Source organism: Pseudomonas sp. Lb2C2 (genome assembly GCF_052112205.1).
Taxonomy (GTDB): domain Bacteria; phylum Pseudomonadota; class Gammaproteobacteria; order Pseudomonadales; family Pseudomonadaceae; genus Aquipseudomonas; species Aquipseudomonas kilonensis.
Window position 1 is genome coordinate 220,184 of record NZ_JAUTYW010000003.1, and the last position, 24,215, is coordinate 244,398.

Sequence of the window (24,215 nt, forward strand, 5' to 3'; positions counted from 1 at the left end):
TCGCCTGCCCCACCAGGCGTTAGCGCTGGGCGTGTCCGTTTTTCGCTCAACCTCAATCCCACAACGAATGGCTGCACCCGGAGAACAATAATGAAGAAAACACTCTGCGCCTCTTTGATCGCCTCGTTCATGAGCTTGACTGCTGGTACGGCGATGGCTGCCGATGCCAGCGACTGGCCAAATCGTCCGGTTCAGGTTGTGGTGATCGCCAATGCTGGTGGTGACACTGATTTCAACGCTCGCATGATGGCCAAGTACTTCACCAAGGTCACCGGCAAGACCATGGTGGTCACCAATATGGCCGGTGGGGGTGGCACCATCGCCGCCGATGCGGTCAAGAGCGCAGCGCCGGATGGCAATACCATTCTGTTTACTCACACCGGCCAGTTGATCGTCAACGAGGTCGCGGGGCTGTCCGAAGACCGTTTCGATGCGTTCGATATCTCCTGCATCGCTGGCGTCGACAAGGGCGCGGTGTTCGTCTCGGCCAAGAGCTCGGGCATCGACAGCCTCGACCAGTTGATCGAGAAGGCCAAGGCTAAGCCGGGCACCATCACCTACGGCACCGAGATGGGCAACTTCTCGCACCTGCAAGGCTTGATGTTCGAGAAGCTCGCCGGGGTGAAGCTGAAAATGGTCGACAGCGGCACCGTCTCGGAAAAAATCGTTGCCCTGCTAGGCAAGCGCATCGACCTCGGCGCCATCAGCTATGGCTCGGTCCAGGATTACATTTCCAGCGGCAAGATGACTGCCCTGGGGCAGCCTAACGCTGAGCGAAACGCGCTGCTGGGCGACGTCAAGACCTTCAAGGAGCAAGGCGTGGACCTGATCCTCGACAAGCCTTACGTCGTTGCCTTCCCGAAAGGCACCGACCCGGCCATCGTCAAGAAAATGGCCGACACCATGAAGAAAATCACCGAAGAGCCGGAATATGCCGAGGAATTGAAGAAGTCCTTCAAGCAGCCGGTCAGCTTCCAGGGCCCCGAAGAAGCCGTCGCCACGCTGAATAAAACCCGCGACAGCTTCATGCAGTTCAAGGACGAGATGCGTAAAACCAAATAATTTTACGTAACGGCTCGGGTGCGCGCCGCGCTGGCCAGCACCCGACAACCTGTCCTTCCCAGCAAGAGGAGCCTGTATGGATTCCTATAAAAGAAACGAGCTGATCGCCGGCCTGGCGATGCTCGGCGCCGGCATCGCTTATCTGGTATTGACCCTGAACCTGCCGCGTCGCGGGACGGTCGATGCCGCGTTTGTCCCTTGGGTACTCGCCGTCGCGTTGTGCCTGTTGGGTGCGTTGCAATTGTGGGTGTGGCGCAAGCTGCCGGATAAAAGTGCCGAGCCTGTGGAAAAGCCCGAGGCGATCGATTACCCAACCGTCATCAAATCCATGGCATTGGTGCTGCTTTACACGGCGCTGATGGTGCCGCTGGGTTTCGTGATCACGACTGTGCTTTATCTCTATGCCCAGTTCATCGTATTGACCCCGGCGGACGAAAAGGTCAAGCACCTGCGATACGCACTGATCGCGGTCGTTTCGGCTGTTCTGATCTTTTACATCTTTCGCCATGGCTTCGACTTGCTTCTGCCGGTCGGCCTATTGGATTTCTAGGGGACGGCCATGATTGAACTCATGCAAACAGGCTTCGCAGCCGTACTTACACCCTACGCTTTCCTGATAATCACCCTCGGCGTGGTGGTAGGGATTATCTTTGGTGCTATTCCTGGACTTTCGGCCACGATGGCGATCGCTCTATTTCTGCCGCTGACTTACTCGATGGGGCCTGGTACTGGCCTGGCGCTGTTGGTTGCGCTGTTCGTTGGCGCCACCTCGGGAGGGCTGATATCGGCGATATTGCTCAACATACCGGGAACGCCGGCCTCCATCGCCACGACATTCGATGGTTGGCCGCTGATGAAACAAGGTCATGGCGTCAAGGCCCTTGGCATTGGCGTGGTGTTCTCGTTCCTCGGCACTATCTTCAGTATCGCCGCGCTGATGTTCATCGCCCCGATCCTGGCGGAACTGGCCCTGAGCTTTGGCCCGCACGAATACTTCTCTATCGCGATTTTCTCGCTGACGTTGATTGCCACGCTGTCCACCGGCTCGCTGGTCAAAGGCTTGTTTGCCGGTGCCTTGGGCTTTGCTTTCTCCACCGTGGGGATCGCCCCGGTCGAGGCCATCCGTCGTTTTACCTTTGACCTGCCGAGCCTCAACGGCGGCTTCGCCATGCTCACGGTCATGATCGGCATGTTCGCGGTTGCCGAAGTGCTGAAATTCGCGGAAAGCGCGCGTCTGAGCCACCGGGCCAAACCCCAGCACGTCAGCATGAAAGGCGTGAAAGGTTTTGGTTTTTCGATGAAGGAGTTCGTTGGCCAACTGCCCAACGCCACCCGTTCATCCCTGATCGGCCTCGGTATCGGCATCCTGCCCGGTATCGGTGCCGGTACGTCGAATATCGTTTCTTACATCGTTGCAAAGAAACGCTCCAAGACGCCTGAGGAGTTCGGTAAAGGCAAGATTGACGGCGTGGTGGCCAGCGAGACGGCAAACAATGCCGGCATCGGTGGCGCGATGATTCCACTGCTGACGCTCGGCATTCCCGGCGACACCACCACGGCGGTGATGCTTGGTGGCTTCATGATCCACGGCATCCAGCCCGGGCCTCTGCTGTTCATCAGCCAGGCACCGTTGGTCTATACGATTTTCGCCGCGCTGATCCTCGCTTCCGTGCTGATGCTGGTGCTCGAGTTCTACGGCCTGCGCATGTTCATCAAGTTGCTGGCGGTGCCCAAGCACATCCTGCTGCCGATCATCCTGGTCTTGTGCGTGGTTGGGGCCTTCGGCTTGAACAGCCGGATCTTCGATGTCTGGGCGGTGTTGCTGTTTGGCTTGCTGGGGTACGGGTTCGTAAAAGCCGGTTTGCCGATTGCACCGTTCATCATCGGTTTCATCCTCGGTCCGATGGCTGAAACCAACTTGCGCCGTGGCTTGATGCTGTCCGATGGCAACTTCGGCGGCTTCCTGACCAATCCCATCTCGGCGGGCTTTCTCATCTTGGCTGCCGCCTCCATCTCCTGGCACCTGGTGACGGTCATTCGCAACAGGAAAAGCGCTGCTATTGAATTGATGCGCAGCTAGCCCGCTGCATGTGTCCGCGTTCGCTGCTGCAACCCGAACAGGTGTTGCAGCAGCCAAACCCAAACGTTCGGAGCAAAGCCATGCAAGACACGCCTCAAATGCCTTCCGCCGACGACGACCGCATTGCCTGGGTGCGCGTGGCCTCGGTGTTCCTGCCATTGGCCAACCCCATCAGCGATGCGAAGGTGTTGACCGGTCGGCAAAAGCCAATGACAGAAATCGCCATGTTGTTCGTGGAAATCGAAACCAGGGATGGCCACTGTGGCTTGGGGTTCAGCTATTCCAAGCGCGCCGGTGGTCCCGGGCAATTTGCCCACGCCCAGGAACTCGCCCCCAGCCTCATCGGCGAAAACCCCAGCGACATTTCAAAACTGTGGGACAAGCTCTGCTGGGCGGGTGCCTCAGTGGGGCGCAGCGGCCTGGCCACACAGGCCATTGGCGCATTTGACGTCGCCCTGTGGGATCTGAAAGCCAAGCGGGCCAATCTTTCCCTGGCTCGCTTGCTCGGTGCCCATCGCGACTCCGTCCAGTGCTACAACACGTCGGGTGGATTCCTGCACACGCCGCTTGAACAATTAATGATCAATACCGACCTCTCTCGGGAAAAGGGCATCGGTGGCATCAAGCTCAAAGTCGGGCAGCCTGACCAGGCACTGGATCTGCATCGGGTCAGCACCATCCGCAAACACTTGGGCGATGACTTCCCATTGATGGTCGATGCCAACCAGCAATGGGACCGGCCCACTGCGCAGCGCATGTGCCGCCGTCTTGAGCCGTTGAACCTGATCTGGATCGAGGAACCGCTCGATTGCTATGACGCTGAAGGTCATGCCGCGCTGGCGCTGCAATTCGATACGCCGATCGCGACCGGTGAAATGCTCACCAGCGTTGCCGAGCACTGGGAGTTCATCAAACTGCGCGCAGCCGATTACCTGATGCCCGACGCGCCCCGTGTTGGTGGCATAACCCCTTACCTCAAGGTCCAGGCATCGGCCGAGCAAGCGGGTTTGATGATTGCGCCGCACTTTGCCATGGAACTGCACATTCATCTGGCCGCCACGTATAGCCGTGAGCCCTGGGTGGAACATTTCGAATGGCTGGAGCCGCTGTTCAACGAGCGCATGGAGACGCGTGACGGGCGCATGCTGGTGCCCACCCGGCCTGGCCTGGGGTTGTCCTTGAGCGACCGAGTGGCGGGCTGGACGGCGAACCAGACTGAGTTCGGGAAGCGTGCGTAAGCCGATTGAGGAGAGAGGCATGTCGTCGTTGAGCCATGAAGTCATCCAACGCATTGAGCAGGTGGTCGGACCGTCAGGGTTGGTGCGTGATCCTGAGCTGATGCGCGGCTATCTGACGGACTGGCGTAACGCCTACCAGGGCCAGGCCGCCCTGGTGGTACGCCCGGCCACCACCGCAGAGGTGGCTGATGTTGTACGGCTCTGCCATGACGCCGGGATTGCCCTGGTGCCCCAGGGCGGCAATACCGGTTTGTGCGGCGGCTCGATCCCTGATGCCTCTGGCAACCAAGTGGTGCTGTCCCTGACCCGGATGAAGCGCATCCGTGAAATCGACTTGGCTAATGAAACCATCACGGTCGAGGCCGGGGTGATCCTGCAGCAGTTGCAGGACGCCGCCCAGGAGGCCGATCGGCTGTTTCCACTGTCGCTGGGGGCAGAGGGAAGTTGCACGGTGGGCGGCAATCTGGCGACCAATGCCGGCGGAACGGCGGTGCTGCGCTACGGCAACATGCGTGAGCTGACCCTCGGCCTGGAAGTGGTGCTCCCCGACGGCCGTATCTGGAATGGGTTGCGAGGTTTGCGTAAAGACAACACCGGCTACGACCTCAAGCATTTATTCATTGGCTCGGAGGGCACGCTGGGCATTATCACCGCGGCGGTGCTCAAACTGTTCCCGGCGACCCACAGCACGGCGACAGCGTGGGTCGCGCTGCCTTCGCCGCAGGCGGCGGTGGACTTGATCGGCTATGTTCGCAGCCTGTGCGCCGACCGCCTGACGGGTTTCGAGATGATGTCGCGCCAGAGCCTGGATTTCGTCCTGGATCACGTGGCCGGCTGCAGTGATCCGCTGGAAACGAAGCACCCTTGGTACGCTTTGATTGAGCTGCGCGACACGGTGCCCGACGCGCCATTGACGCCGTTGCTTGAAAACGGCCTGGCCCACGCCTTCGAGCACGGTTGGGCCATTGATGCGGTATTGGCCAGCAGCCAGGCGCAGGCCGCGGCGCTATGGGCGCTGCGCGAAGGTATTTCCGAGGCGCAGAATCATGAAGGCCCAAGCCTCAAGCATGACATCAGCGTGCCCGTGAGCCGGATACCGGAGTTCATTGAACGTACCGATAGAGCCCTGCAACAGGACTTTCCGGGCGTGCGCATCGTTTCCTATGGCCACATGGGCGACGGCAACCTGCACTACAACATCAGCAAACCGGTCGGCGATGTGGACGCTTCGTTCAAGGCTCGCGAACACGCGATCATGCAAGTCATCTACCGGATGACGAGTGCCTTCAACGGCAGCATCAGTGCCGAACATGGGCTGGGACAAGCCAAACCTGAAGCGGCGGTCCGCTTCAAGGATCCTCTGGAGATCGAGTTGATGCGCGCCATCAAGCGCACGCTGGACCCGGCCGGCCTGATGAACCCCGGCAAGGTCTTCACCGCCGGGCTGGAGTGATCGAGCCGGCCTCTGCTAGCCTCCCGCTCGAATACCAGACATGGAGTGGGTGATGACACAAGTAACCGCCACCAAAGATCGCGTACGCATCAAGCACGTCGAAGTCCTCTCTGATGATTGGTACGTACTGCGCAAGACCACCTACGACTACCTCGGCCGCAACGGCCAATGGCGCGAGCTGACGCGCGAGACCTACGACCGTGGCAACGGCGCCACTATCCTGCTGTACAGCAAGACCAGGCAGACCGTGGTGTTGACCCGGCAATTCCGCTTCCCGGCCTTCGTCAACGGACACGACGGTCTGTTGGTCGAAACCTGCGCCGGCCTGCTGGACAACGACGACCCGCACACCTGCATCCGCAAGGAAACCCAGGAAGAAACCGGCTATATCATCCAGGACGTGCGCAAGGTGTTCGAAGCCTTCATGAGCCCGGGTTCGGTGACTGAACGGGTGCATTTTTTCGTCGGCGAGTACTTCGATGAAGACAAGCAGCACGCAGGCGGCGGCCTGGAAGCCGAGGGCGAAGAGATCGAAGTGCTGGAGCTGTCCCTCGACCAGGCCTTGGGCATGATCGAGACCGGGGAGATTTGCGACGGCAAGACCATCATGCTGTTGCAGTACGCCAAGCTGCATCGGTTGCTGGATTAGCAGTGTCAGCAGTTGGCCATCCAGGCCGCTTGTTTGCTGATTTCGCCACTGCCGAATCTTTCACGGTAGGCCGAGGGAGCCAGTCCCACCGCGTTGCGAAAGGCCGCGCGGAAACTTTCCACCGACCGGTATCCACAGGCCTGTGCGATGCTGGTGGTGTTCTGGTCAGTACTTTCCAGCAGCTCCCTAGCCCGGTTCAGCCGTTCCTGTTGCAGCCAGACCTTGGGCGACAGTCCCGTGGTTTCAATGAAACGCCGCAGAAAGGTGCGCTCGCTCATGGTCACGCGAGCCGCCATGTCAACCACGCTCAATGGTTGATTCAGGTTTTCGCGAATCCATTGCAGGACTCGCGTCAGTTCGTTGCGCGGCGACTTACACACTGGCGCGACGATGAATTGTGACTGGCCGCCGGTTCTCTGTGGCGCCATGACGAGGCGTCGGGCCACCGAGTTGGCGATGTGCGTGCCGAAATCCCGAGCGATCAAATGCAGGCAAGCGTCGATACCGGCCGCGCTTCCGGCTGATGTGATCATTTGGCCTGAATCGACGTAGAGCACATTAGGGTCAACCTTGATGTTGGGGAATCGTTCGGCCAACTCTTTGGAAAATTGCCAATGCGTGGTCACGGTTTCCCCATCGAGCAGCCCCGTGGCGGCGAGTACGAACACTCCCGAGCAGATGGACAGCAAGCGCGCGCCGCGGGCATGGGCTCTTTTGAGTGCTTGCAGCAGCGCTTCGGGCGGCGGCTCATAACGATTGCGCCAACCGGGAACGATAATGGTTTTTGCGGTTTCAAGCTCCTCCAGACCGGCGTCGACGGAGATCTTCAACCCTCCCAAGGCATGCATCGGCCCCTCGTCGACGGCGACGATGCGGTGGGTATACCAAGGGACGTCCAGCTCCGGGCGGGGTAGCCCGAATATCTCCAGGGCGATACCGAATTCGAATACGCAAAGGCCCTCATAGACGAGGATGGCCACAGTTCCGGGATGAGCGTGCATTTGGCGTAAATTCACCGTTTATTGTCGTCTGCTGCACTGTAGCGGACAGTCCCATGTCCCTACAATCGCTGCTAGGCAATCAGGAAAACCAAGACGGCTGCACCTCACAAAGGTGACCGCCGCGTTACCGGTACCCCACCCCATCGTTCCGGTAGAGGATTGTCACTTCCAGATTTATTCCTGCTTCAACAGAATTCGATTCGTACGGGTTACCGAGGTGTACGCATCTTACTAAGTTCTGTTAAAGGGCCTAACGGTCAATCGGTGTCGTCGATGAGTGGATAGTTGTACTCGGATTAACCTGGACGTTGTAAGGGAATGGACTATGTTGCTGATCCAGATATTGTTTGTCATGCTGTCAGCAAAACTTCTGGGTGCTGTATTAAATCGCTTGGGACAGCCTCAGGTTGTTGGAGAAATGATCGCCGGTTTTGTGTTGGGCCCCGTTATACTGGGTCAGTTGTTTCCCGCCTTCCATCAGCAATTATTCGATAACAGCGCTATCACCCAGCTCAAAGTCCTGAGCGAGTTGGGAATCTTGTTATTTATGTTCGTCATTGGTGCCGAATTTCGATTCCCAATTAAACAGAGCAATACCGGCTTCAAGGCCATGGTCATTGGCGCTTTCAGCATTGTCATCCCTTTTTCCCTCGGTGCCGCGATAGCGCCCTGGTTGTTCGAGCATTTCGCCAGCCCCGGGACGTCTCGGTTGGGTTTCGTCCTGTTCATAGGCACCGTGTTTTCCGTTACTGCTTTTCCAGTACTGGCGCGGATCCTCAAGGAACGCGGCATTCTCGGTACGCAAATCGGTGCGATCGCCCTGCTGGCCGCAGCCATGAGCGACGTGGTCGCATGGATGTTGATCGCCGCAGTCGCCATGGTGAACGGCCAAGACAGCAACTGGATGGCCCTGGTCGTCCGTGGAGGCTGCCTGTTGCTGCTGGTAGCCTTTTCGTTCCTGGTGCTCAAGCCCCTGTTGAGTCGCTGGCTAGCCGCTGAAGGAAAACTTGCACAGCCGATGGTGCTGGTGGCGTTGCTGGCCGGGGTGATGATCTACGGCAGCCTGACCCACGTGCTGCAAGTGCACGCGGTGTTTGGTGCTTTCCTGTTCGGCCTGTGCCTGCCGCGGGACCAGCGCTTGCTGGACATGATCATCGAACGGCTGGAGCACGTATCGCTGATCATACTGATGCCTTGTTTCTTTGCCCTGACCGGCTTGAGTACTACTTCCTCGGCGTTCTCCGGTCTTGGCGTGTGGGTGCTGCTGGCGGTCCTGCTGGTGGCCGTCACTGCCAAGGTCGCCGGCAGCGCGCTGGGCGCCCGGCTTGTGGGGTGCTCCTGGTCGACGTCGCTGACCATCGGTGCCCTGATGAATACCCGCGGGTTGATGGAACTGGTCGTGCTCAAGATCGGCCTGGACATGGGGATCATCGGCAATGAGCTGTTTACCGCCCTGGTGGTCATGACCATCGTCACGACGCTGATGACGGGTCCGCTGATGGATTTGCACAACAAAACAATTATTCCTATAGGCAATCCGTCGATTCCAAGAGTGTCTCACCCCAAGGATTTGTAACACCGCCTGATAATAATGGTATGGAGCGATAAATGAGCGAACAAACGTCCAGCTTGGTTATTGAAGTAATGGAGCAGCAACTGGCCAAGCATTTCCAGGCTATTTTGCAAGATGAAAACCGGATGAAGCAGATTCGTAATGAATTTCGCCGAGACGGTTATTTCAACTTCAAGAACTTTTCGTTTCTACCGAAAAGGATCTTGGAAAATGTCCACGCCGAAGTCCATGCGTTATTGGATGAATATTCGGTGCGTCGCGATGTTACTGTTCCGTCCACAGGCAATACCTACCGCAAGATGTACAACGTCAACCAACCGGAGATCGCCGAAGGCGGGACATTCATCCCTGCGCTCTACCAATCCGAGTCGCTGCGTAAGTTCCTGGGCAACATCGCTGGCGATGATCTGGCGTCTTGCTGGGAGCAGGAGCAATACCTGGTCACCAAGCTGAGCCACCCGGGCGATACCCACGGCTGGCATTGGGGGGATTACCCGTACACCATGATCTGGATCATCGAGGCGCCCGAGGACCCGGCGATTGGCGGCGTGCTCCAGTGCGTGCCACACAGCGAATGGGACAAGCAGAACCCGCAGATCTGGCAGTACATCCTCAATAACCCGATCAAGTCCTACCACCATCTCAAGGGTGATGTGTATTTCCTCAAGTCCGACACCACGTTGCACCACGTCGTGCCGATTCAGCAGGAAACCACTCGGATAATTCTCAACACATGCTGGGCCAGCGCCCATGACCGGCGAACCGATGTCGCCCACGAAAGCATCGAAGTGATCTGGGACACCAAGGCCCGGACCACCGAAGAAGCCTGACGGCAAGCGGTCGGGCGGATGGATGTCCGCCCGGTTTCATATTTCGCAATCAACGTTGCCCCCGGGGCTCAAGGAAGCAGGCCATGTCCATCACTCAAGAAACGTTTCAATCCGAAACCGCCTACGTTGTGCGCAACGAAGGCGTCGATCTGGAACTCAAGTTGTTCATGGATGAGCAGATCGAATACATCCTCAAGCATCGGGCGACCGAACACCCGTTCCTCAATGCCTACGCCGAGCACGGCCTGCCGCCGGAGCAAAGCAAGGTGCTGTACTTGGAAACTCTGCATTACTTCAAATACCTGCCGTTCTACGTCTGTGGAATTTCCACCATCACCCGTGACGAGGCAGTACTGCGCACCATCGCGTTCAATGCCCGTGACGAACTGGGCGAAACCCATTCCCATTCCGATCTGTACCGCAACTTCCTACACGACAAGGGCATCAGCGAAGAGCAGATCGAAGCCTACAAATGCCTGCCCAGCACCCAGGCTTTGAATGACGGTATTTGCGCGCTCTACAGCAAACCACCATTGCAGAAAGCGCTGGGCGGATTGTTTGCCGACGAGGCGATGTCAGCGTCGATGGTTTCCAAGTACAACGATGGCTTGATCAAGGAAGGCGTCAGCGAACGTGGACGGTTCTTCTGGACGCTGCACATGGAAGTCGAAGTCGGCCACTCCAACGCAGTCTTCAATGTCATGGAAAAACACTTGCAAACGCCGCAAGAGCGTCGCCTGTTTGCCGAAGGAATTGAACAGTACCTGCACTTGATGGAAGTGTACTGGGATGGCATCGAGCGCAAACTCAACACCGGAGGACGCCAATGACTACCAAGAACGAATCCGGACAAGGCGTCGCCTTCGGGCTCGGCGCTACGCTGCTCTGGGGCTCGTACCCGCTCTGGTACAAGCCGCTGGCCGGGCTCGATGCCTACCATCTGCTGTCCTGGCGGGTGGTATTCGCCGAGTTGTTTCTCCTGGCGCTGGTATTGCTGACCGCGCGTGTCGGGACATTGCGCTCCACACTCAAGACGGTTCGCCCGGCTAATGTGCTCATCGTGTCTGCGGTATTGGGGCTTTGGTGGCTGATGTACATCTACGGGATCATGACCGGGCGTGTGCTGGAGGTGGCCTTCGGCTATTTCCTCAGCCCGATCATGAGCATGGTGGTGTCGCGGGTAATCTTCAAAGAGCGCCTCACATCACTGCAGACCTGGGCGATTTTCCTCGCCGTCACCGGTGTGACATTGATGGCGTTTGAGCTGCTGAACCTGCATTCCTTCCCGTGGATCGCGCTGGTCATAGGTTTTTGCTATTCCTTCTACGGCATCTTCAAGAAGAAGGTACCCGGCGATCCGGTGGTGATTCAGACCTTGGAAATCGCCGTGCTGCTGCCGTTCGCGGCGCTGTTCCTGCTGCTGGCGCAGGCCCAGGGCATGGGGCACCAGTTCCTGCAGTCGGGCACTCGTGACTTGCTGTTGATCGCGACGGGCCTGATCACTGTGCTGCCGCTGTGGTGGTACAGTCTGGCAGCCAAGCAGTTATCGATGATCACGCTGGGCTTCTTGCAGTTCGTCCCGCCAATTTGCAATTTCCTGTTGGCGGCTTTCGTTTATGGTGAACCGGTCTCGTCGTTGAAGCTGGCGGCGTTCTCGTTCATCTGGCTGGCGCTTGCCTTGTTCACGTTGAACTCCATCCGGGTCCAGCGTGCAGCGGCGGCCGCCAGGTTGTCCGTGCAAATGCGTACGGCATGACACACACGCCTGCGCCGTCTCCAGGCGGCGCGGGTTTTTCAGGATAAGGGAATCGAAATGAAGAAAGTCGCCGTGGTGGGCTGCACCGGTGCAGTGGGCATGACCATGCTGCAATTGCTTGAGGACACCGATTACGAAGTGGTCTGCATGGCCTCCGAACGCTCGGCTGGCAAGCGCTTGAAGGCTGGTAACACCGAGCATCTGATCGAGCCTTTTTCAGTCGAAGGCTGCGCCTCGTGCGATATCGTCTTCCTGTGTGTTTCCGGATCGTTTGCCTTGGAATATGGCGAGCGACTGGCTGAAAACTCCTACGTCATCGATAACTCTTCAGCGTTTCGCTATCACCCGAACATACCGTTGCTTGTACCGCCGATCAACGGTCAGCGCTACAAGGGCGAAAAACTGATCGCCAATCCCAACTGTTCCTCCGCCATCGCCTTGATGGTTCTGGGGCCGCTGCACGATGCGTTCGGGCTTGAAAGCGCTATCATTTCCACCTATCAGGCCGCCAGCGGCGCGGGTCAGCCGGCCATGCTGGAGCTGCGGGAAAAGGCCAAGGCGTTCAGCGACTATGGCAATCAGGACGGTAGCGAAAACTTCGCTCACAACCTGGCGTTCAACGTGATCCCCCAAGTCGATTCGTTTGAAGACAACGGTTATACCCGTGAAGAGATGAAAGTGGTCTGGGAGTTGCGCAAAGTCCTGGACGAACCGGAGCTGGCCATCAGCACCACGGCGGTTCGGGTGCCGACCCTGCGTTCCCATGCCGAAAGCCTGAGCCTGCGCTTCAACAAACCGGTGCAATCGCTGGCCCAGGTCCGCGAGCTCCTGGCGGCTGCGCCAGGGGTCGAGGTAGTGGATGAGCCCAAGAACGGCGTTTATCCGATGCCCATGACCTCGACGTACAAGCATGCCGTGGAGGTTGGACGGATTCGCTATAACCTGATCTACGGCGAGCATGGGTTGGACTTGTTCATCAGCGGTGATCAGTTGCTGCGCGGTGCGGCGCTGAACGCTTTCGAGATCATGCAGCTGATCAACGACTGATCAAAGCGCAACCGTCCTGGCGGTTGCGTGCTTTTTTCAGCTGGACTGAGCCTCGCTTTCGTTACGTATATCGTCCAGATATTCCGGTTGAGCCGCCTGTTCGGGCAGCTCGGTCACGACGCTGAAGTCGCTGATCTCGATGGCGCCGACCCCATGGCCGAGCAGATGGAAGGAAAACGCCTTGCGCTGCTGCGGGTTGTCGAAACGGAGGTTCATCACCAGCGGCTGGTCGGGTGTCACTGCCACGTCTGTCGGCAGGTCCATCGGCACATCCTGCTCGAACTCCTTGGCCTTGAGGGAAATGTAGGCGGCATGGTCAGCCTCGACGGCGCGGATGGTCAGGCTGACGCGGGTCTGTGAACCCTTGGGCATTTCCAGGTATTGGGCACCGATCAGGTTGTCGGCCCAGTCGTCGATGACCTGGGCCGGCAGCGGGATTTTATCCGCGCCGCCGAACTGATAATGCTGGTTCAAGGGCGTGCGCAACAGGGTCTGGTCCAGGGCCGTGGCCCGGGCGTTGATCAATCTGGCGCGCTGGCCGTTGTATTGCCCGCCGTAGGTGGCGCGGTCGGCGATGAAGCCTGTGCTGGTGTAGTCACGGCAATGCTGGAGGAAGTCGCACTCGGTAAACGTGCCTTTGCCGTCGTGATAGCGCAGCTTGCCGTTGGTGAACGACATGATTTCCCGGCCCGTCGGGTAGTCCCTGAACATCGAGCGGCCAGACAACGACGTGGGCACCGTAAAGCCGAAGTAATCGAGGATCGAGGCGGTCAGGTCGACATGGCCGTAGGTGCCTGACTTGATCCTGGGCAACGACTCCGGTGCCAGCGTCAGGTTGAACCCCCAGGAGGAGGCCAGTCGCACGTCGTCGATGCCATGGGATTCGTCCGAGGTGATGATCACCAGGGTGTTGTCCAGGATGCCCTGGCGTTCCAGGCCCGCCAGGAAGTTCTCCAGTGCGTCGTCCAGGTAACCTACCGCTGCCTGCTTGGCGGTGTCGTGGCGTTGCAGGTAGTCATCCGGTGCCGAGTAGGGTTGGTGCGTGCCCACGGTCAACAGGGTCAGCATCCAGGGTTTGTCCGCTTGTTGCAGTTGCCCGACGTAGTCCAGCGCGCCTTCGAAGAAGGTCTTGTCGTCCTTGCCCCAAGGGAATTCCAGGTAGGCGGGGCGAGTGAACCACTCCATGCCCAGGGTCGTGTCGAAACCGATGTGCGGCATGATCCGGTCCTTGGCCATGAATCGCAGGCCTGCGCCCTGCAGGAAGTGCGTGGAAAAACCGTTCTGGCGCAACTGGGCCGGCAGGCAGGCCTGGTTGCGCTGGGTCTGGTTGAGCATTTCGACGCCTTTGGGCGTGCCATTGTCGAGCTTGTCATAGTCGCCACACAGCATCGCGTACAAGCCGCGGATGGTCTGGTGGCTGTGCAGGACGTAATCGGGGGTGTTCATGCCGCGCTCGGCCCAGGCGCTGAGGTGCGGCATCAGGTTCTCCTGATAGCTGCTTTTCAAGGCCTGGCGGTTGGCGCCCACATAGGCGCCGGGAATGCCCTCCAAGGCGATGACCAGGACGTTGCGCGCACGCCCGGGTTCGGCCAGCAGTTTGGTGCCATCGAGGTCCAGGCGGGTCAGCCCCGCCATGTCTGGGGCGGGGTCCACGGCATCGCCGTCGAGCCATTGCCGGGCCTGGTCCTGCCCGGCGGCGATACTTGCGGTGACAAGTTGGTGAGGCAGGTTGAACACGTTCCATTGGTCCGCCTCGCTGGGGCGCCAGGCTTGCAGCGCGCCATGGCTCAGCAGAAGCACCACGGGCACGGCCCAGGCGTGGCGAGGCAAGCGTGGTGCCTGGCTTGGTCGGCAGGTCCATTGGGTTATCAGCCAGAACGCCAGCGCGGCCAACTGGATCGCGGCCAGCCACGGATGGGCGAAGCCGCCGCTGGTGGAGTTTTCAACGAATTGCGGGTCGGTCAGGTAATGAATGTCCGAAGGACTGGGCATCCGCCCGACCGCACTGACCAGCTCGATGCTGGCCAGCGTCAACGTGCTCCAGGCCAGCAATACCGGGAACGCCAGCCACCCGGGACGGCGATGGAGCAGCACGATCAGCAACCCGCCGATACCCAGGTCCGAGAGATAGCCCAGCGGGTCGGACCAGCCGAGGGCGAGACGCAGGCCCATGGGGACGAGTAGTACGCAGCCAATCAGGGCGATGAGGGCGGCGCGGGGGTGGGTTGAAGCGCGATAAAGAATATTCACAAGAAACAGGCCTTTCGTTGAAGCCAATCCATTGAACAACACACCAACCCTGTGGGAGCGAGCTTGCTCGCGATAGCGTGAGTCAGTCGCATGCCGTATGGACTGATACACCGCCATCGCGAGCAAGCTCGCTCCCACAGAGATTCTTCCTTCGGTCATGAAATTGTCATGAGCAGGGATGGTAGCAAGGGCAATCGCCCCTGGCCGAGGCAATGTCCCGGTGTCTGGCTGCGCTACGCTGTGGTTCACTGGCCCAGGCCTCTACAATGGCCGCGTAGCGCTGCTTTGAGGCGCGCAGAAAACTTGTATCAGGATTTCTCATCGGGGGATGGATGGACAGGTTCCAGGAAATGCAGGTTTTCCTCGCCGTGGCCCAAGAGTCGGGGTTTTCGGCGGCAGCGCGGCGCCTGGGGCTGTCGGCGGCCAGTGTCACGCGGGCGGTGGCGGCGTTGGAGCAACGCATCGGCACGCCATTGTTGGTGCGCACCACCCGCAATGTGTACCTGAGCGAAGCCGGCCAGCGCTTTCTCGAGGACTGTCGTCGGATCCTGAGCGATCTGCAGGAAGCCGAGGATTCGGCGGCCGGCAGCCACGTCCAGCCCCGTGGGCAATTGACGATTACCGCACCGGTGCTGTTCGGTCAGTTGTTCGTCACGCCGCTGCTGGTGGATTACTTGCACCGGTTCCCCGAGGTCTGCATCAACGCCTTGTTGTTGGATCGTACGGTCAGCCTAGTGGAGGAGGGCATTGATGTTGCCTTGCGCATTGGCGAGCTGCCGGACAGTAACCTGCACGCTGTGCGTGTCGGTGAAGTGCGGCGGGTGGTGTGCGGCGCCCCGGATTTCTTCGCGCGCCACGGGCGGCCGCGGCACCCGGAGGACTTGGAGCGAATGCCGGTGGTGGCGTCGTCGGCCATCGGTCAGGTCAAAAGCTGGACCTTCATCGACTCAGGCCAACCGTTGGCCGTCCGGCCCGTGCCTCGGCTGGTGGTGACGGCCAACCAGGCCGCGATCACGGCGGCCTGCCAGGGGCTGGGGATGACGCGAGTCCTGTCTTACCAAGTGGCAGGCAACGTGGCTGCAGGGGAACTGGAAATCGTCCTGGCCGAATTCGAACTGCCGCCTCTGCCGATCCATGTGGTGTACCAGGCCGGGCGCAATGCGCCAGCGCGGGTTCGCAGTTTTGTCGATTTTGTCGTCAGTGCGTTGCGCGAACATCCGGCCTTGAGCGGTTGAAGCATTGTTTCTCTGGCTGAAACAATGGATTGCATTTCTGGGTGATTCTCTTGTTTTTGCCTGGAGCGGAAGATGACCCCATCGACGCCGTTGTGCTGATGGCGTCACTTGCAGCGGAGTCGACCATGAACCCAATCAAGCACTATCACTTCCCACTTTCCGGCCATTCCCATCGTGTTCAACTGATGCTTTCGCTGCTCGGGCTACCTGTCGAAGAGGTCTTCGTCGACTTGGCCAAGGGCGCGCACAAACAGGCGGATTTCCTGGCGCTCAATGCGTTTGGCCAAGTGCCGGTCATTGACGATGACGGCGTGGTGCTGGCGGACTCCAACGCGATCCTGGTGTACCTGGCGCACAAATATGGCAAGGGTCGCTGGCTGCCGACCGATCCTGTTGGCGCCGCCCGGGTGCAGCGCTGGTTGTCGGCGGCGGCCGGGCCGATCCATGCGGGGCCGGCCTCGGCGCGGCTGATCACGGTGTTTGGTGCGGCCTACAACGCCGAGGACGTGATTGCCCGTTCTCACAATGTGCTGAAAGTCATTGATCAGGAATTGAGTAGCCGTACTTATCTGTCGGGTGACGCTGCAACCGTCGCGGACATCGCCGGCTACAGCTACATTGCCCACGCACCGGAAGGCAATGTGTCGCTGGAGAGCTATGCCAATGTGCGGGCCTGGTTGGCGCGGATCGAAGCCTTGCCCGGTTTCGTGGGCATGCCGCGTACGGTTGTCGGGTTGCAAAAGCACGCCTGAAACGGACCCGATGGCGAGGGGGATCTTCACTGTGGGAGCAAGGCTTGCCCGCGATGAAGGCACTGCGGTCTTTCAGAGGTCGAGGCGCCTGTTTCGCGAGCAAGCTTTGCTCCCACACGGCAGGGATAGGTCCCTCACCACAGCAATTGCATCGTTCCAGTAGGCCTATGCATAGGAAAGCGCCTTTTCCTCCAGCAGTTCCTCGTATAGCCGCACCCACTTGCGACCCATTTCTTCGGACGTGAACAACTGTCGATAACGGGCTTCGGCCCTGGCGCCCATTGCCTGGGCTTGTACCGGGTCTTCCCACAGGGTGCGCATCGCCTCGCGAAAAGCTTCGGGATTGCTCGGTGGCACCACCAGGCCGGTTTCTTCATGGATATTGATGTAGCTGGTGCCGGTGCCGATTTCGCTGGAGATCATCGGCTTGCCGAACATTGCGCCTTCGAGCAGGGAGATGCCAAAGGCTTCGGAGCGCAAGTGCGAAGGGAACACGATGGCATAACTCAACTCCAGCAGCGCGACCTTGTCCTCGTCCCCCAGGCGTCCGAGGAAATGCAGATTGCGCAGGCCCAATGTCGCCGCCTGGGTATGCAGTTGTTTTTCCAGCGGGCCGGCCCCCACGATGACCACCGGGTAATCCACGCCTTTGAGGGCGTCGAGCAGAATGTGCAGGCCTTTGTAGTAACGCATCACTCCCACGAACAAAAAGAAACGCTCGCCCAGTTTTGCCTTCCACCCCGCCATGCGCTCGGCGTCAGGCTGTGGATAACTGGTCTTGTTCAGGCCGTAGGTGATGATCCGGGTCTTGGCGGGGTATTGCTTGAGCACATCGCTGGTATGAACATAGTTCGGTGACGCCGCGACGATGCGCTCGGCGCCGTCCAGAAAGCGCCGCATCAAGGGGCGATAGAGCTTGAGCAGGTGCCGCTGGCGAACGATGTCCGAATGGTAGGTCACGACGTAGGGTTTTTTCATGGAGGTGCAAAAATGCACCAGGTCCATAAATGGCCAAGGGAAGTGGTAATTGATCACGTCCGCTTCGACGGCCAGCTCACGGAATTTCTTGAACACGCTGTAGGAGAAGCCGGTGGACGCCAGTTGGAAGTCCATTCGGACTTGATGAACGACATGCTGCCGGATCTTGATCGGCTCGGGCGCCGGCTGCTCACTCAGGGCCAGCACGGTGTTATCGATACTCAACCGGTCAGTGCTGTCGCACAGCTGGAAGATCACCTGTTCGATCCCGCCCATGGAGTCTGGCAAATAGGTTTTATAAAAGTGCAGGACTCGCATTCAGCCTCCCAAGACTTGGCGATACGCGTGGGCAGTGACCTTTGCACAGCGTTCCCAGGAAAAAAGTGCGGCTTGTTGTAAGCCCGCTTCCCGACGTGCCTGCCAGTGCAGGCGATCTTCAATCAACCGCTCCATGGCGTCGCGCATGCCTTGCGGATTGTCGGGCTCGCAGTAGATACCGGCTGCTCCGGCCACTTCCGGCATCGCCGAGCAGCGGGTGGTAATCACCGGCGTGCCGCTGGCCATGGCTTCGAGCACCGGCAGGCCAAAGCCTTCGTAGTACGACGGGAAAATCAGTGCCCGTGCCCCCGCCAATAGCTGGGCGACCTGTTCGTCAGGCAGATAACCCGCCAGACAAACATGACCGCCAGCCAGGGCGCGTTTCAACTCATCATTGAGCTGTGCCTGTTGCCATCCGCTCATTCCTACGATGAACAAAGGAAAGGTCTGACGTACGGATTCAGGAAGCCCGGCGTGGGCACGCAGGGCCAGTGACAGGTTCTTGCGCGGTTCCAGGGTACCGACACATAGAAAGTAACGACCCGCCTCCAGGCCATGGGCCTTGAGCACTGCGTCGATCACTTCCGGTTCGCGCGGGTGGAAACGTGCCGCCACCCCCAGCGGCGCGACCCTCAGGCGCTCGGCTGGCAGGCCGAAATACTGCTGGGCTTCATCAGCGATAAACTGCGAGTCGGTCAGAATCAGTTGCGCCTGTTCCACCGCGCGGCTGAGCCGTCGCTCGATTTCCTTCAGGCGTGCCGGTGGTTGCGTCTCGGGGTAGCGCAGGTGGGTGAGGTCATGGAGGGTTATCACCGTCGGCCCTTCGAAGGCCAGTGGCCAAAGGCTGGGTTCGTGATACAGGTCGATAGCCTTTGAACGACTTTGATCGAAGCGTTTCTGCTCCAGCCAGCGCCGCGCTTGATAGGCGCCCGGAAACCGTCGCAGCAAGGGGCTTAGTCTTGAATAACCAGGCGTGGTTGTTTGCGGTAACTGCGGGCTCCAGCCCCAGCCATGGAACAGCGACAGCTGTACATCCGGCTGCTGGGTCAAGGCCGTCGCCAGTTCCGCTACGTAGTGGCCGATGCCGGTGCGTGGCGCTTGGAGAATGCGCGCGTTCAGGGCTATCCGCATGCTGTTTCCCTGTCGACGATGACTTCGTCGACGTGTCGCTCGATTCGCTCCACCAGTTGCGCACTGGCCTGGCGCCAGCTCAGCCATTGCCATTGATCCAGGTTGCGCTTGGCCGGGAATACCCCGGTGTGTTCCATGTCGATGACCAGGTTCGCCAGGCTTTGTGGATCGTCGAGATCGAAGTAGGCCATGAAATCACCGCCAATTTCCCGAAACACCGCGATGTCGCTACCCATTGCCGGCAAGCCGCGTTGCATGGCTTCCACCAGGGGCAGGCCGAAGCCCTCCACATAGGACGGGAACACCAGCGCAGTGGCGTGTCGATAGGCGTGTTCCAGGCTATGGTCCGTCAGGTTGTTGAACATGAACAGACGGCTATCGAGTTGTGGATGACGCTTGATACGGTCGATCAGCGCCTCGCATTTCCAGCCGATCTTCCCGACGATGCATAACCGCGCCTGTGAACCGGCGGCCCAGGCCCGCTCGAATGCATCGATCAGGTAGGCGTGGTTTTTCCGCGGCTCGATGGTGCTGACCATCAGGAATACCGGCTCGGGGCGCTTGAACAGCCGCAGCAAGTTCGGGTCGACGGGTTGAGTGGCGTCAATCAGGTCCAGTTCGCTGCCCAGGTGGAAATAGTCGAACCAGCGCTCGCGCACCGCTTGCTCGCCAATGCGCCGGACCATTTCCTGGCGAACCTGATCGCGGATGGTGGTAGAGATGGCGATGTAGCCGTCGGCGGTGCGGGCGATCCAGTCGAACCAATGGTTGAACACCTTGACCAGTCCGGCGTCGCAGAATTGCGGATGGGTCAGGGGAATCAGGTCATAGATCACCGAGATGATCCCGACGCCATCACGCTTGAGCTGTTCGGCAAGGGGAAAGAAGCCCGAGTGCCAGGAAGAGTCCAGCAACACCAGTTGATCGCCTGCCCGATGTTCCAGCGGTACGCTGCGTGCCGGGGCTGATTTGCGTTTGAGGAAGCGGTCGAGGATTCGAATGGGAAGGCTCAGGCACGCCAGGGCGAACAGTCGGCAAGCGATGTACAAGACGCGGCGAGCCCAGATCGACTGGTTGAAGGGGCGCTGCTGTTCGAGAGACCGATGTCTGACCCAGAACAGGTTGGCGAACTGTACCAGCCGTACTCGCAGACCGGCCAGATCCAGCCCGTTCGTGGGCGGGGGAGCCAGGCTTATCACTTCGTACAGCTTGCCCTGCAACATCACCACGGGAATGCATTCGCGTTCCGGGTCCTTGGCCGGCAATTGGCGAATGACGTTGCGCACCACTCGCTGAATGCCAGAGTTGTCATTCGGGTGGTCATATACGTAGGTGCAATCCACCAGCAGACGGCTCATGGCAACTCCTTTTGCGGCAACGCCTCAACGGCAGTCTGGCTCGAACGCTGGATACTGGTCCGGGCCTGGAGCCATGAACAGCCGACGAAATCTTCCTGGCGATTATTGATCACGTGAAACACCAACCCGTAGTCGCGCCATTCGAAATTACGATCCAGGTGCGAATCCAGCCGCGACAGGCTGAGCGCAACGGAGTAATTGCCCTTGCCCAGGCGCATATCGAAACTGAAGCGGAAGGTGATCTGTTCGCCGGCCTTGAGGTCGGTCACGGCTTTGTCCTGGCGATGGGTATTGATGCCGTACATGGGCTGGCCAAGGCGGTCCTTGATCAAAAATCCTAGCACCAGCCGCTCGATGTCCTGGCGGATTTCAACTCGAACTTGCAACACCATCGGCTGGCCGATCTCGGCCACTTCCACCGGCTGCCCCTGATTGTTGAGCAGTTGTACATCGATGATGCCCGCCTCGCCGGTTCCGGAAATGGTACGCACCTGGCCATTGGCGAGCATTTCCTGGCGGACCAACTGGCCTTCGCGCTGGGCCAGCATCGCGTTGTAGTAATCCATCACTTCTTCCGGCTTGCCGCGCATGGCCATGCGCCCGTGTTCGAGCAGGATGGCGGTGTCGCAGATCGACTGGATCGCCGAGCGATCATGGGACACGATCAGCAGCGTGGTGCCGGCCTTGCGGAAGCTGCGAATGCGCTCGAAGCTCTTGTGCTGGAAGTAGGCGTCGCCCACCGACAGCGCCTCGTCGACGATCAGGATGTCCGGGCGCCGGGCGGTGGCGACGCTGAAGGCCAGGCGCATCTGCATGCCACTGGAATAGGTGCGTACCGGCTGGTCGATGGCTTCACCTATTTCGGCGAACCCCTCGATCTCGGGCATCAAGGCTTCGATTTCCTCCACCTGCATGCCCAGCAACTGGCCGGCCATGAACGCGTTCTGGCGACCGGTGAAGTCCGGATGAAAGCCCATGCCCAGCTCCAGCAACGCGGCGACACGACCTTGCAACTGGATGTTGCCGCAGGTGGGTTGGGTGGTACCGGTGATCATCTTGAGCAACGTACTTTTGCCGGCACCGTTGACCCCGACGATGCCAACGGCTTCCCCGGGCTGGATCTCGAAATCCACGCCTTGCAGGATCCAGTGCAACTGATGACGCTGGCGGGAAAAGGGGATCAACCATTCCAACAGCCGGCTCCAGCGGTTCGGATACTGCTTGTAGGCCTTGCCCAGGCCAGTGACGCGCAAATGTCCCATCAGAGTTCGTCCACCATTTCACCGCCGCGCCGACGAAACATGCGCAAGCCCAAGGCGCATAACAGCAGGCCGACCACCAGCAACGGCGCCAGTGAGCTCCAGACTGGCCACTGGTTGTAGAGAAACAGGTTCTGATAGCTCTGCATCAAGGCGGTCATGGGGTTGAAGGCGAGCAGTTGCTGGATCGGCGGCGGCAGGATCGTCATCGGGTAAACGATCGGCGTGAGCCAGAACCAGAATTGCAGGCAAATGCCGAACAACTGCCCGACATCACGGAAAAACACATTGAGGATCCCCAGCAGCATGCCCAGCCCGGCGGCAAACATCACTTGCAGGGCCAGCAACGGCACCAATGCCAGCAACGTCATGCCCGGCCAGCGCCCGGTGATCAACAGGAAACCGAGAAACAGCCCGAGGATGATTGCGAAGTTGATCCCGGCGTTGAACAGCACGATCACCGGCAGGCAGATCCGGGGAAAGCTGATCTTTTTCAGCAGGTTGGCGTTTTCCAGGAACATGCCCTGGCTGCGGGTGGTGATTTCCGCGAACAAACCCCAGGTCAGCAGCCCGGCGCAGAGATACACGCTGTAGGCCATGCCGTCTTCCACCCCGGGCAGGCGGGCACGCATGATGTGGGAAAAAATTACCGTGTAGACGAGGATCATCGACAACGGGTTGAGCACCGTCCACAACGCACCGAACAACGAGTTGCGATAGCGCGCCTGGAACTCGCGCTTGACGCTGCCAAGGACGAATCCGCGGTAGCTCCACAGTGTGCGTTGCAAGGCCAGCAGCATCAGACGGCCCTGCCATAGTGATCTTCGAAACGGACGATGTCGTCTTCCCCCAGGTATTCGCCGCTTTGCACTTCGATAATCACCAGATCGATCACGCCGGGATTTTCCAGGCGATGCTTGTGACCGGCGGGGATGAAGGTCGATTCGTTCTTGGCGACCAGGTGCGAACCCGAGCCGTTGTTGGTGACCTTGGCCATGCCTTCGACCACCACCCAGTGTTCGTTGCGATGGTGGTGCATTTGCAGCGACAGCGATGCGCCAGGCTTGACCACGATGCGCTTGATCTTGAAGCGAGGCCCTTCTTCGAGCACGGTATAACTGCCCCATGGACGGCTGACTGTGCGGTGCAGGCGATAGGCGTCGTGTTCCTTGTCCTTGAGTTGCCTGGCGACGCGGCGAACATCCTGGGCGCGGTCGGCATGGGCCACCAGCACGGCGTCGGCGGTGTCGATGATGATCAGGTTTTCCACGCCCAGGGCAGCCACCAGGCGGCCGTCGCTCTGGACGAAATTGTTTTGGCTGTCGATGAACAAGGCCTCACCGGTGGCGCGATTGTTTTGCGCATCGGCGGGTACCAGGCTGGCGACGGCGTTCCAGGAGCCGATATCGCTCCAGTCGAATGCGGCCGGAATCACCACGACATTGGCGGAGCGTTCCATCAAGGCATAGTCGATGGAGATGTCTGGCATTTGGGCGAAATGCGCCGCGGACAATTCCTGCTGCACACACCCTGAGGTTTCCACCGCCGTGCTGGCCGTGACACAGGCGCGTGCCTGTTCCAGCAGCTCGGGGGCGTGGGCTTGCAGCTCTGCTAGCAGGGTCTTGACCGAGAAGCAGAACATCCCCGAATTCCACAGGAAGCGGCCGCTTTCCAGATACTGCGTGGCGGTCTGCAGGTCGGGTTTTTCGACGAAGCGCACGACCTTGGCCGCGCCCTTGGTATCCAGGGGCTTGCCCCGTTCGATATAGCCGAAGCCGGTTTCCGGTGCCGAGGGCAGCACGCCGAAGGTCACCAGATGGCCGTTTTTGGCCAGTTCCACGGCGTGCTCAACGGATGCCTTGAAGGCGGCCTCGTCCTGGATCAGGTGGTCGGCGGGCATGACCACCAGAATCGCGTCGTCACCGTGCAGGGCCTGCACCGCGAGGGTGGCCGTGGCGATGGCCGGCGCGGTGTTGCGACCTGTCGGTTCGAGCACGAAGTGACCGCGATAACGCTCCAGGTGGGCGCTTTGATAGTGGTCGCGGCTCTGGAAGTAGTACTCGCGATTGGTGACGGTGACGATGTCGCCCCGACCGTCGAACAACCCCGCGGCTCGTCGATAGGTCTTGCCCAGCAGCGACTGGCCGTCGGGCAGGAGCATGAAGGGCTTGGGATGGCCCTCGCGGGACACCGGCCACAACCTCGTCCCGGCACCGCCGGAAAGAATCACGGGAATGAGCATGGC

The 24,215-nt window shown here is 59.7% G+C and carries 21 protein-coding genes; 13 read left to right on the forward strand and 8 right to left on the reverse strand.

Annotated elements, in window-relative coordinates; translation table 11 throughout:
• The first annotated feature begins 90 nt into the window (after positions 1-90).
• The 6 genes from Q7F16_RS09335 (at position 91) to nudK (ending at position 6,482) form a co-directional block, all read left to right on the forward strand.
• Positions 91-1,062: a tripartite tricarboxylate transporter substrate binding protein gene (locus tag Q7F16_RS09335; RefSeq protein ID WP_046063372.1), complete on the forward strand. Its 972-nt coding sequence runs from the start codon at positions 91-93 to the stop codon at positions 1,060-1,062.
• Between the two features lie 76 nt (positions 1,063-1,138).
• Complete coding sequence (locus Q7F16_RS09340; RefSeq protein WP_046063371.1) at positions 1,139-1,612, forward strand: tripartite tricarboxylate transporter TctB family protein; 474 nt, start codon at positions 1,139-1,141, stop codon at positions 1,610-1,612.
• A 9-nt stretch (positions 1,613-1,621) separates the two neighbouring features.
• Positions 1,622-3,142, forward strand: coding sequence for a tripartite tricarboxylate transporter permease (locus tag Q7F16_RS09345; RefSeq protein WP_046063370.1), 1,521 nt, complete (start codon positions 1,622-1,624; stop codon positions 3,140-3,142).
• A gap of 80 nt (positions 3,143-3,222) precedes the next feature.
• Complete coding sequence (locus Q7F16_RS09350; RefSeq protein WP_046063425.1) at positions 3,223-4,380, forward strand: L-talarate/galactarate dehydratase; 1,158 nt, start codon at positions 3,223-3,225, stop codon at positions 4,378-4,380.
• 19 nt (positions 4,381-4,399) lie between these two features.
• Positions 4,400-5,833, forward strand: a complete 1,434-nt coding sequence (locus tag Q7F16_RS09355) for an FAD-binding oxidoreductase (protein WP_046063369.1) — start codon at positions 4,400-4,402, stop codon at positions 5,831-5,833.
• A 52-nt stretch (positions 5,834-5,885) separates the two neighbouring features.
• Positions 5,886-6,482, forward strand: coding sequence for a GDP-mannose pyrophosphatase NudK (nudK, locus tag Q7F16_RS09360; protein WP_046063368.1), 597 nt, complete (start codon positions 5,886-5,888; stop codon positions 6,480-6,482).
• A 5-nt stretch (positions 6,483-6,487) separates the two neighbouring features.
• Here nudK and ftrA read toward each other — a convergent pair whose 3' ends face one another.
• On the reverse strand, positions 6,488-7,483 hold the full coding sequence (gene ftrA / locus Q7F16_RS09365; RefSeq protein ID WP_046063367.1) for a transcriptional regulator FtrA: 996 nt from the start codon (positions 7,481-7,483) through the stop codon (positions 6,488-6,490).
• A 352-nt stretch (positions 7,484-7,835) separates the two neighbouring features.
• Here ftrA and Q7F16_RS09370 point away from each other — a divergent pair, with 352 nt between their 5' ends.
• The 5 genes from Q7F16_RS09370 to Q7F16_RS09390 all read left to right on the forward strand — a co-directional run bounded on the left by Q7F16_RS09370 (position 7,836) and on the right by Q7F16_RS09390 (position 12,689).
• A complete protein-coding gene (locus Q7F16_RS09370; RefSeq protein ID WP_235399607.1) occupies positions 7,836-9,059 on the forward strand; it encodes a cation:proton antiporter domain-containing protein in 1,224 nt (407 codons plus the stop codon).
• A gap of 32 nt (positions 9,060-9,091) precedes the next feature.
• Positions 9,092-9,886, forward strand: a complete 795-nt coding sequence (locus Q7F16_RS09375) for a HalD/BesD family halogenase (RefSeq protein WP_046063366.1) — start codon at positions 9,092-9,094, stop codon at positions 9,884-9,886.
• 83 nt (positions 9,887-9,969) lie between these two features.
• Entirely contained in the window at positions 9,970-10,716 is a 747-nt protein-coding gene (locus Q7F16_RS09380; protein WP_046063365.1) for an iron-containing redox enzyme family protein, read from the forward strand.
• A complete protein-coding gene (rarD, locus tag Q7F16_RS09385) occupies positions 10,713-11,642 on the forward strand; it encodes an EamA family transporter RarD (RefSeq protein ID WP_046063364.1) in 930 nt (309 codons plus the stop codon). Before Q7F16_RS09380 ends, rarD begins: the two co-directional genes overlap by 4 nt.
• Before the next feature lie 57 nt (positions 11,643-11,699).
• Positions 11,700-12,689 (forward strand): aspartate-semialdehyde dehydrogenase, encoded by a 990-nt coding sequence (locus Q7F16_RS09390; RefSeq protein ID WP_046063363.1) that lies wholly within the window; start codon positions 11,700-11,702, stop codon positions 12,687-12,689.
• Positions 12,690-12,725: 36 nt separating this feature from the next.
• On the opposite strand, the gene Q7F16_RS09395 is transcribed toward Q7F16_RS09390, so the two are convergent.
• Positions 12,726-14,939 (reverse strand): LTA synthase family protein, encoded by a 2,214-nt coding sequence (locus Q7F16_RS09395; protein ID WP_409555682.1) that lies wholly within the window; start codon positions 14,937-14,939, stop codon positions 12,726-12,728.
• Between the two features lie 332 nt (positions 14,940-15,271).
• Between Q7F16_RS09395 and Q7F16_RS09400 the strand changes: the two genes are divergently transcribed.
• Both Q7F16_RS09400 and Q7F16_RS09405 read left to right on the forward strand, forming a co-directional pair.
• The gene (locus Q7F16_RS09400; RefSeq protein WP_409555683.1) at positions 15,272-16,174 is read left to right on the forward strand and encodes a LysR family transcriptional regulator; all 903 of its coding nucleotides are present in this window, start codon (positions 15,272-15,274) and stop codon (positions 16,172-16,174) included.
• A gap of 125 nt (positions 16,175-16,299) precedes the next feature.
• A complete protein-coding gene (locus tag Q7F16_RS09405) occupies positions 16,300-16,926 on the forward strand; it encodes a glutathione S-transferase family protein (RefSeq protein ID WP_409555684.1) in 627 nt (208 codons plus the stop codon).
• A 165-nt stretch (positions 16,927-17,091) separates the two neighbouring features.
• On the opposite strand, the gene Q7F16_RS09410 is transcribed toward Q7F16_RS09405, so the two are convergent.
• Genes Q7F16_RS09410 through Q7F16_RS09435 form a run of 6 tightly spaced genes read right to left on the reverse strand, consistent with a single transcriptional unit; the run spans position 17,092 to position 24,212 of the window.
• Positions 17,092-18,222, reverse strand: a complete 1,131-nt coding sequence (locus Q7F16_RS09410) for a glycosyltransferase family 4 protein (RefSeq protein ID WP_409555685.1) — start codon at positions 18,220-18,222, stop codon at positions 17,092-17,094.
• Entirely contained in the window at positions 18,223-19,353 is a 1,131-nt protein-coding gene (locus Q7F16_RS09415; RefSeq protein ID WP_409555686.1) for a glycosyltransferase family 4 protein, read from the reverse strand.
• Positions 19,344-20,711: a glycosyltransferase family 4 protein gene (locus tag Q7F16_RS09420; RefSeq protein WP_409555687.1), complete on the reverse strand. Its 1,368-nt coding sequence runs from the start codon at positions 20,709-20,711 to the stop codon at positions 19,344-19,346. Before Q7F16_RS09420 ends, Q7F16_RS09415 begins: the two co-directional genes overlap by 10 nt.
• On the reverse strand, positions 20,708-21,973 hold the full coding sequence (locus Q7F16_RS09425) for an ABC transporter ATP-binding protein (RefSeq protein WP_409555688.1): 1,266 nt from the start codon (positions 21,971-21,973) through the stop codon (positions 20,708-20,710). Before Q7F16_RS09425 ends, Q7F16_RS09420 begins: the two co-directional genes overlap by 4 nt.
• The gene (locus Q7F16_RS09430) at positions 21,973-22,770 is read right to left on the reverse strand and encodes an ABC transporter permease (RefSeq protein ID WP_409555689.1); all 798 of its coding nucleotides are present in this window, start codon (positions 22,768-22,770) and stop codon (positions 21,973-21,975) included. The genes Q7F16_RS09425 and Q7F16_RS09430 overlap by 1 nt, the downstream gene beginning before the upstream one ends.
• The gene (locus tag Q7F16_RS09435) at positions 22,770-24,212 is read right to left on the reverse strand and encodes a mannose-1-phosphate guanylyltransferase/mannose-6-phosphate isomerase (protein ID WP_046063356.1); all 1,443 of its coding nucleotides are present in this window, start codon (positions 24,210-24,212) and stop codon (positions 22,770-22,772) included. The genes Q7F16_RS09430 and Q7F16_RS09435 overlap by 1 nt, the downstream gene beginning before the upstream one ends.
• Positions 24,213-24,215: the final 3 nt, after the last annotated feature.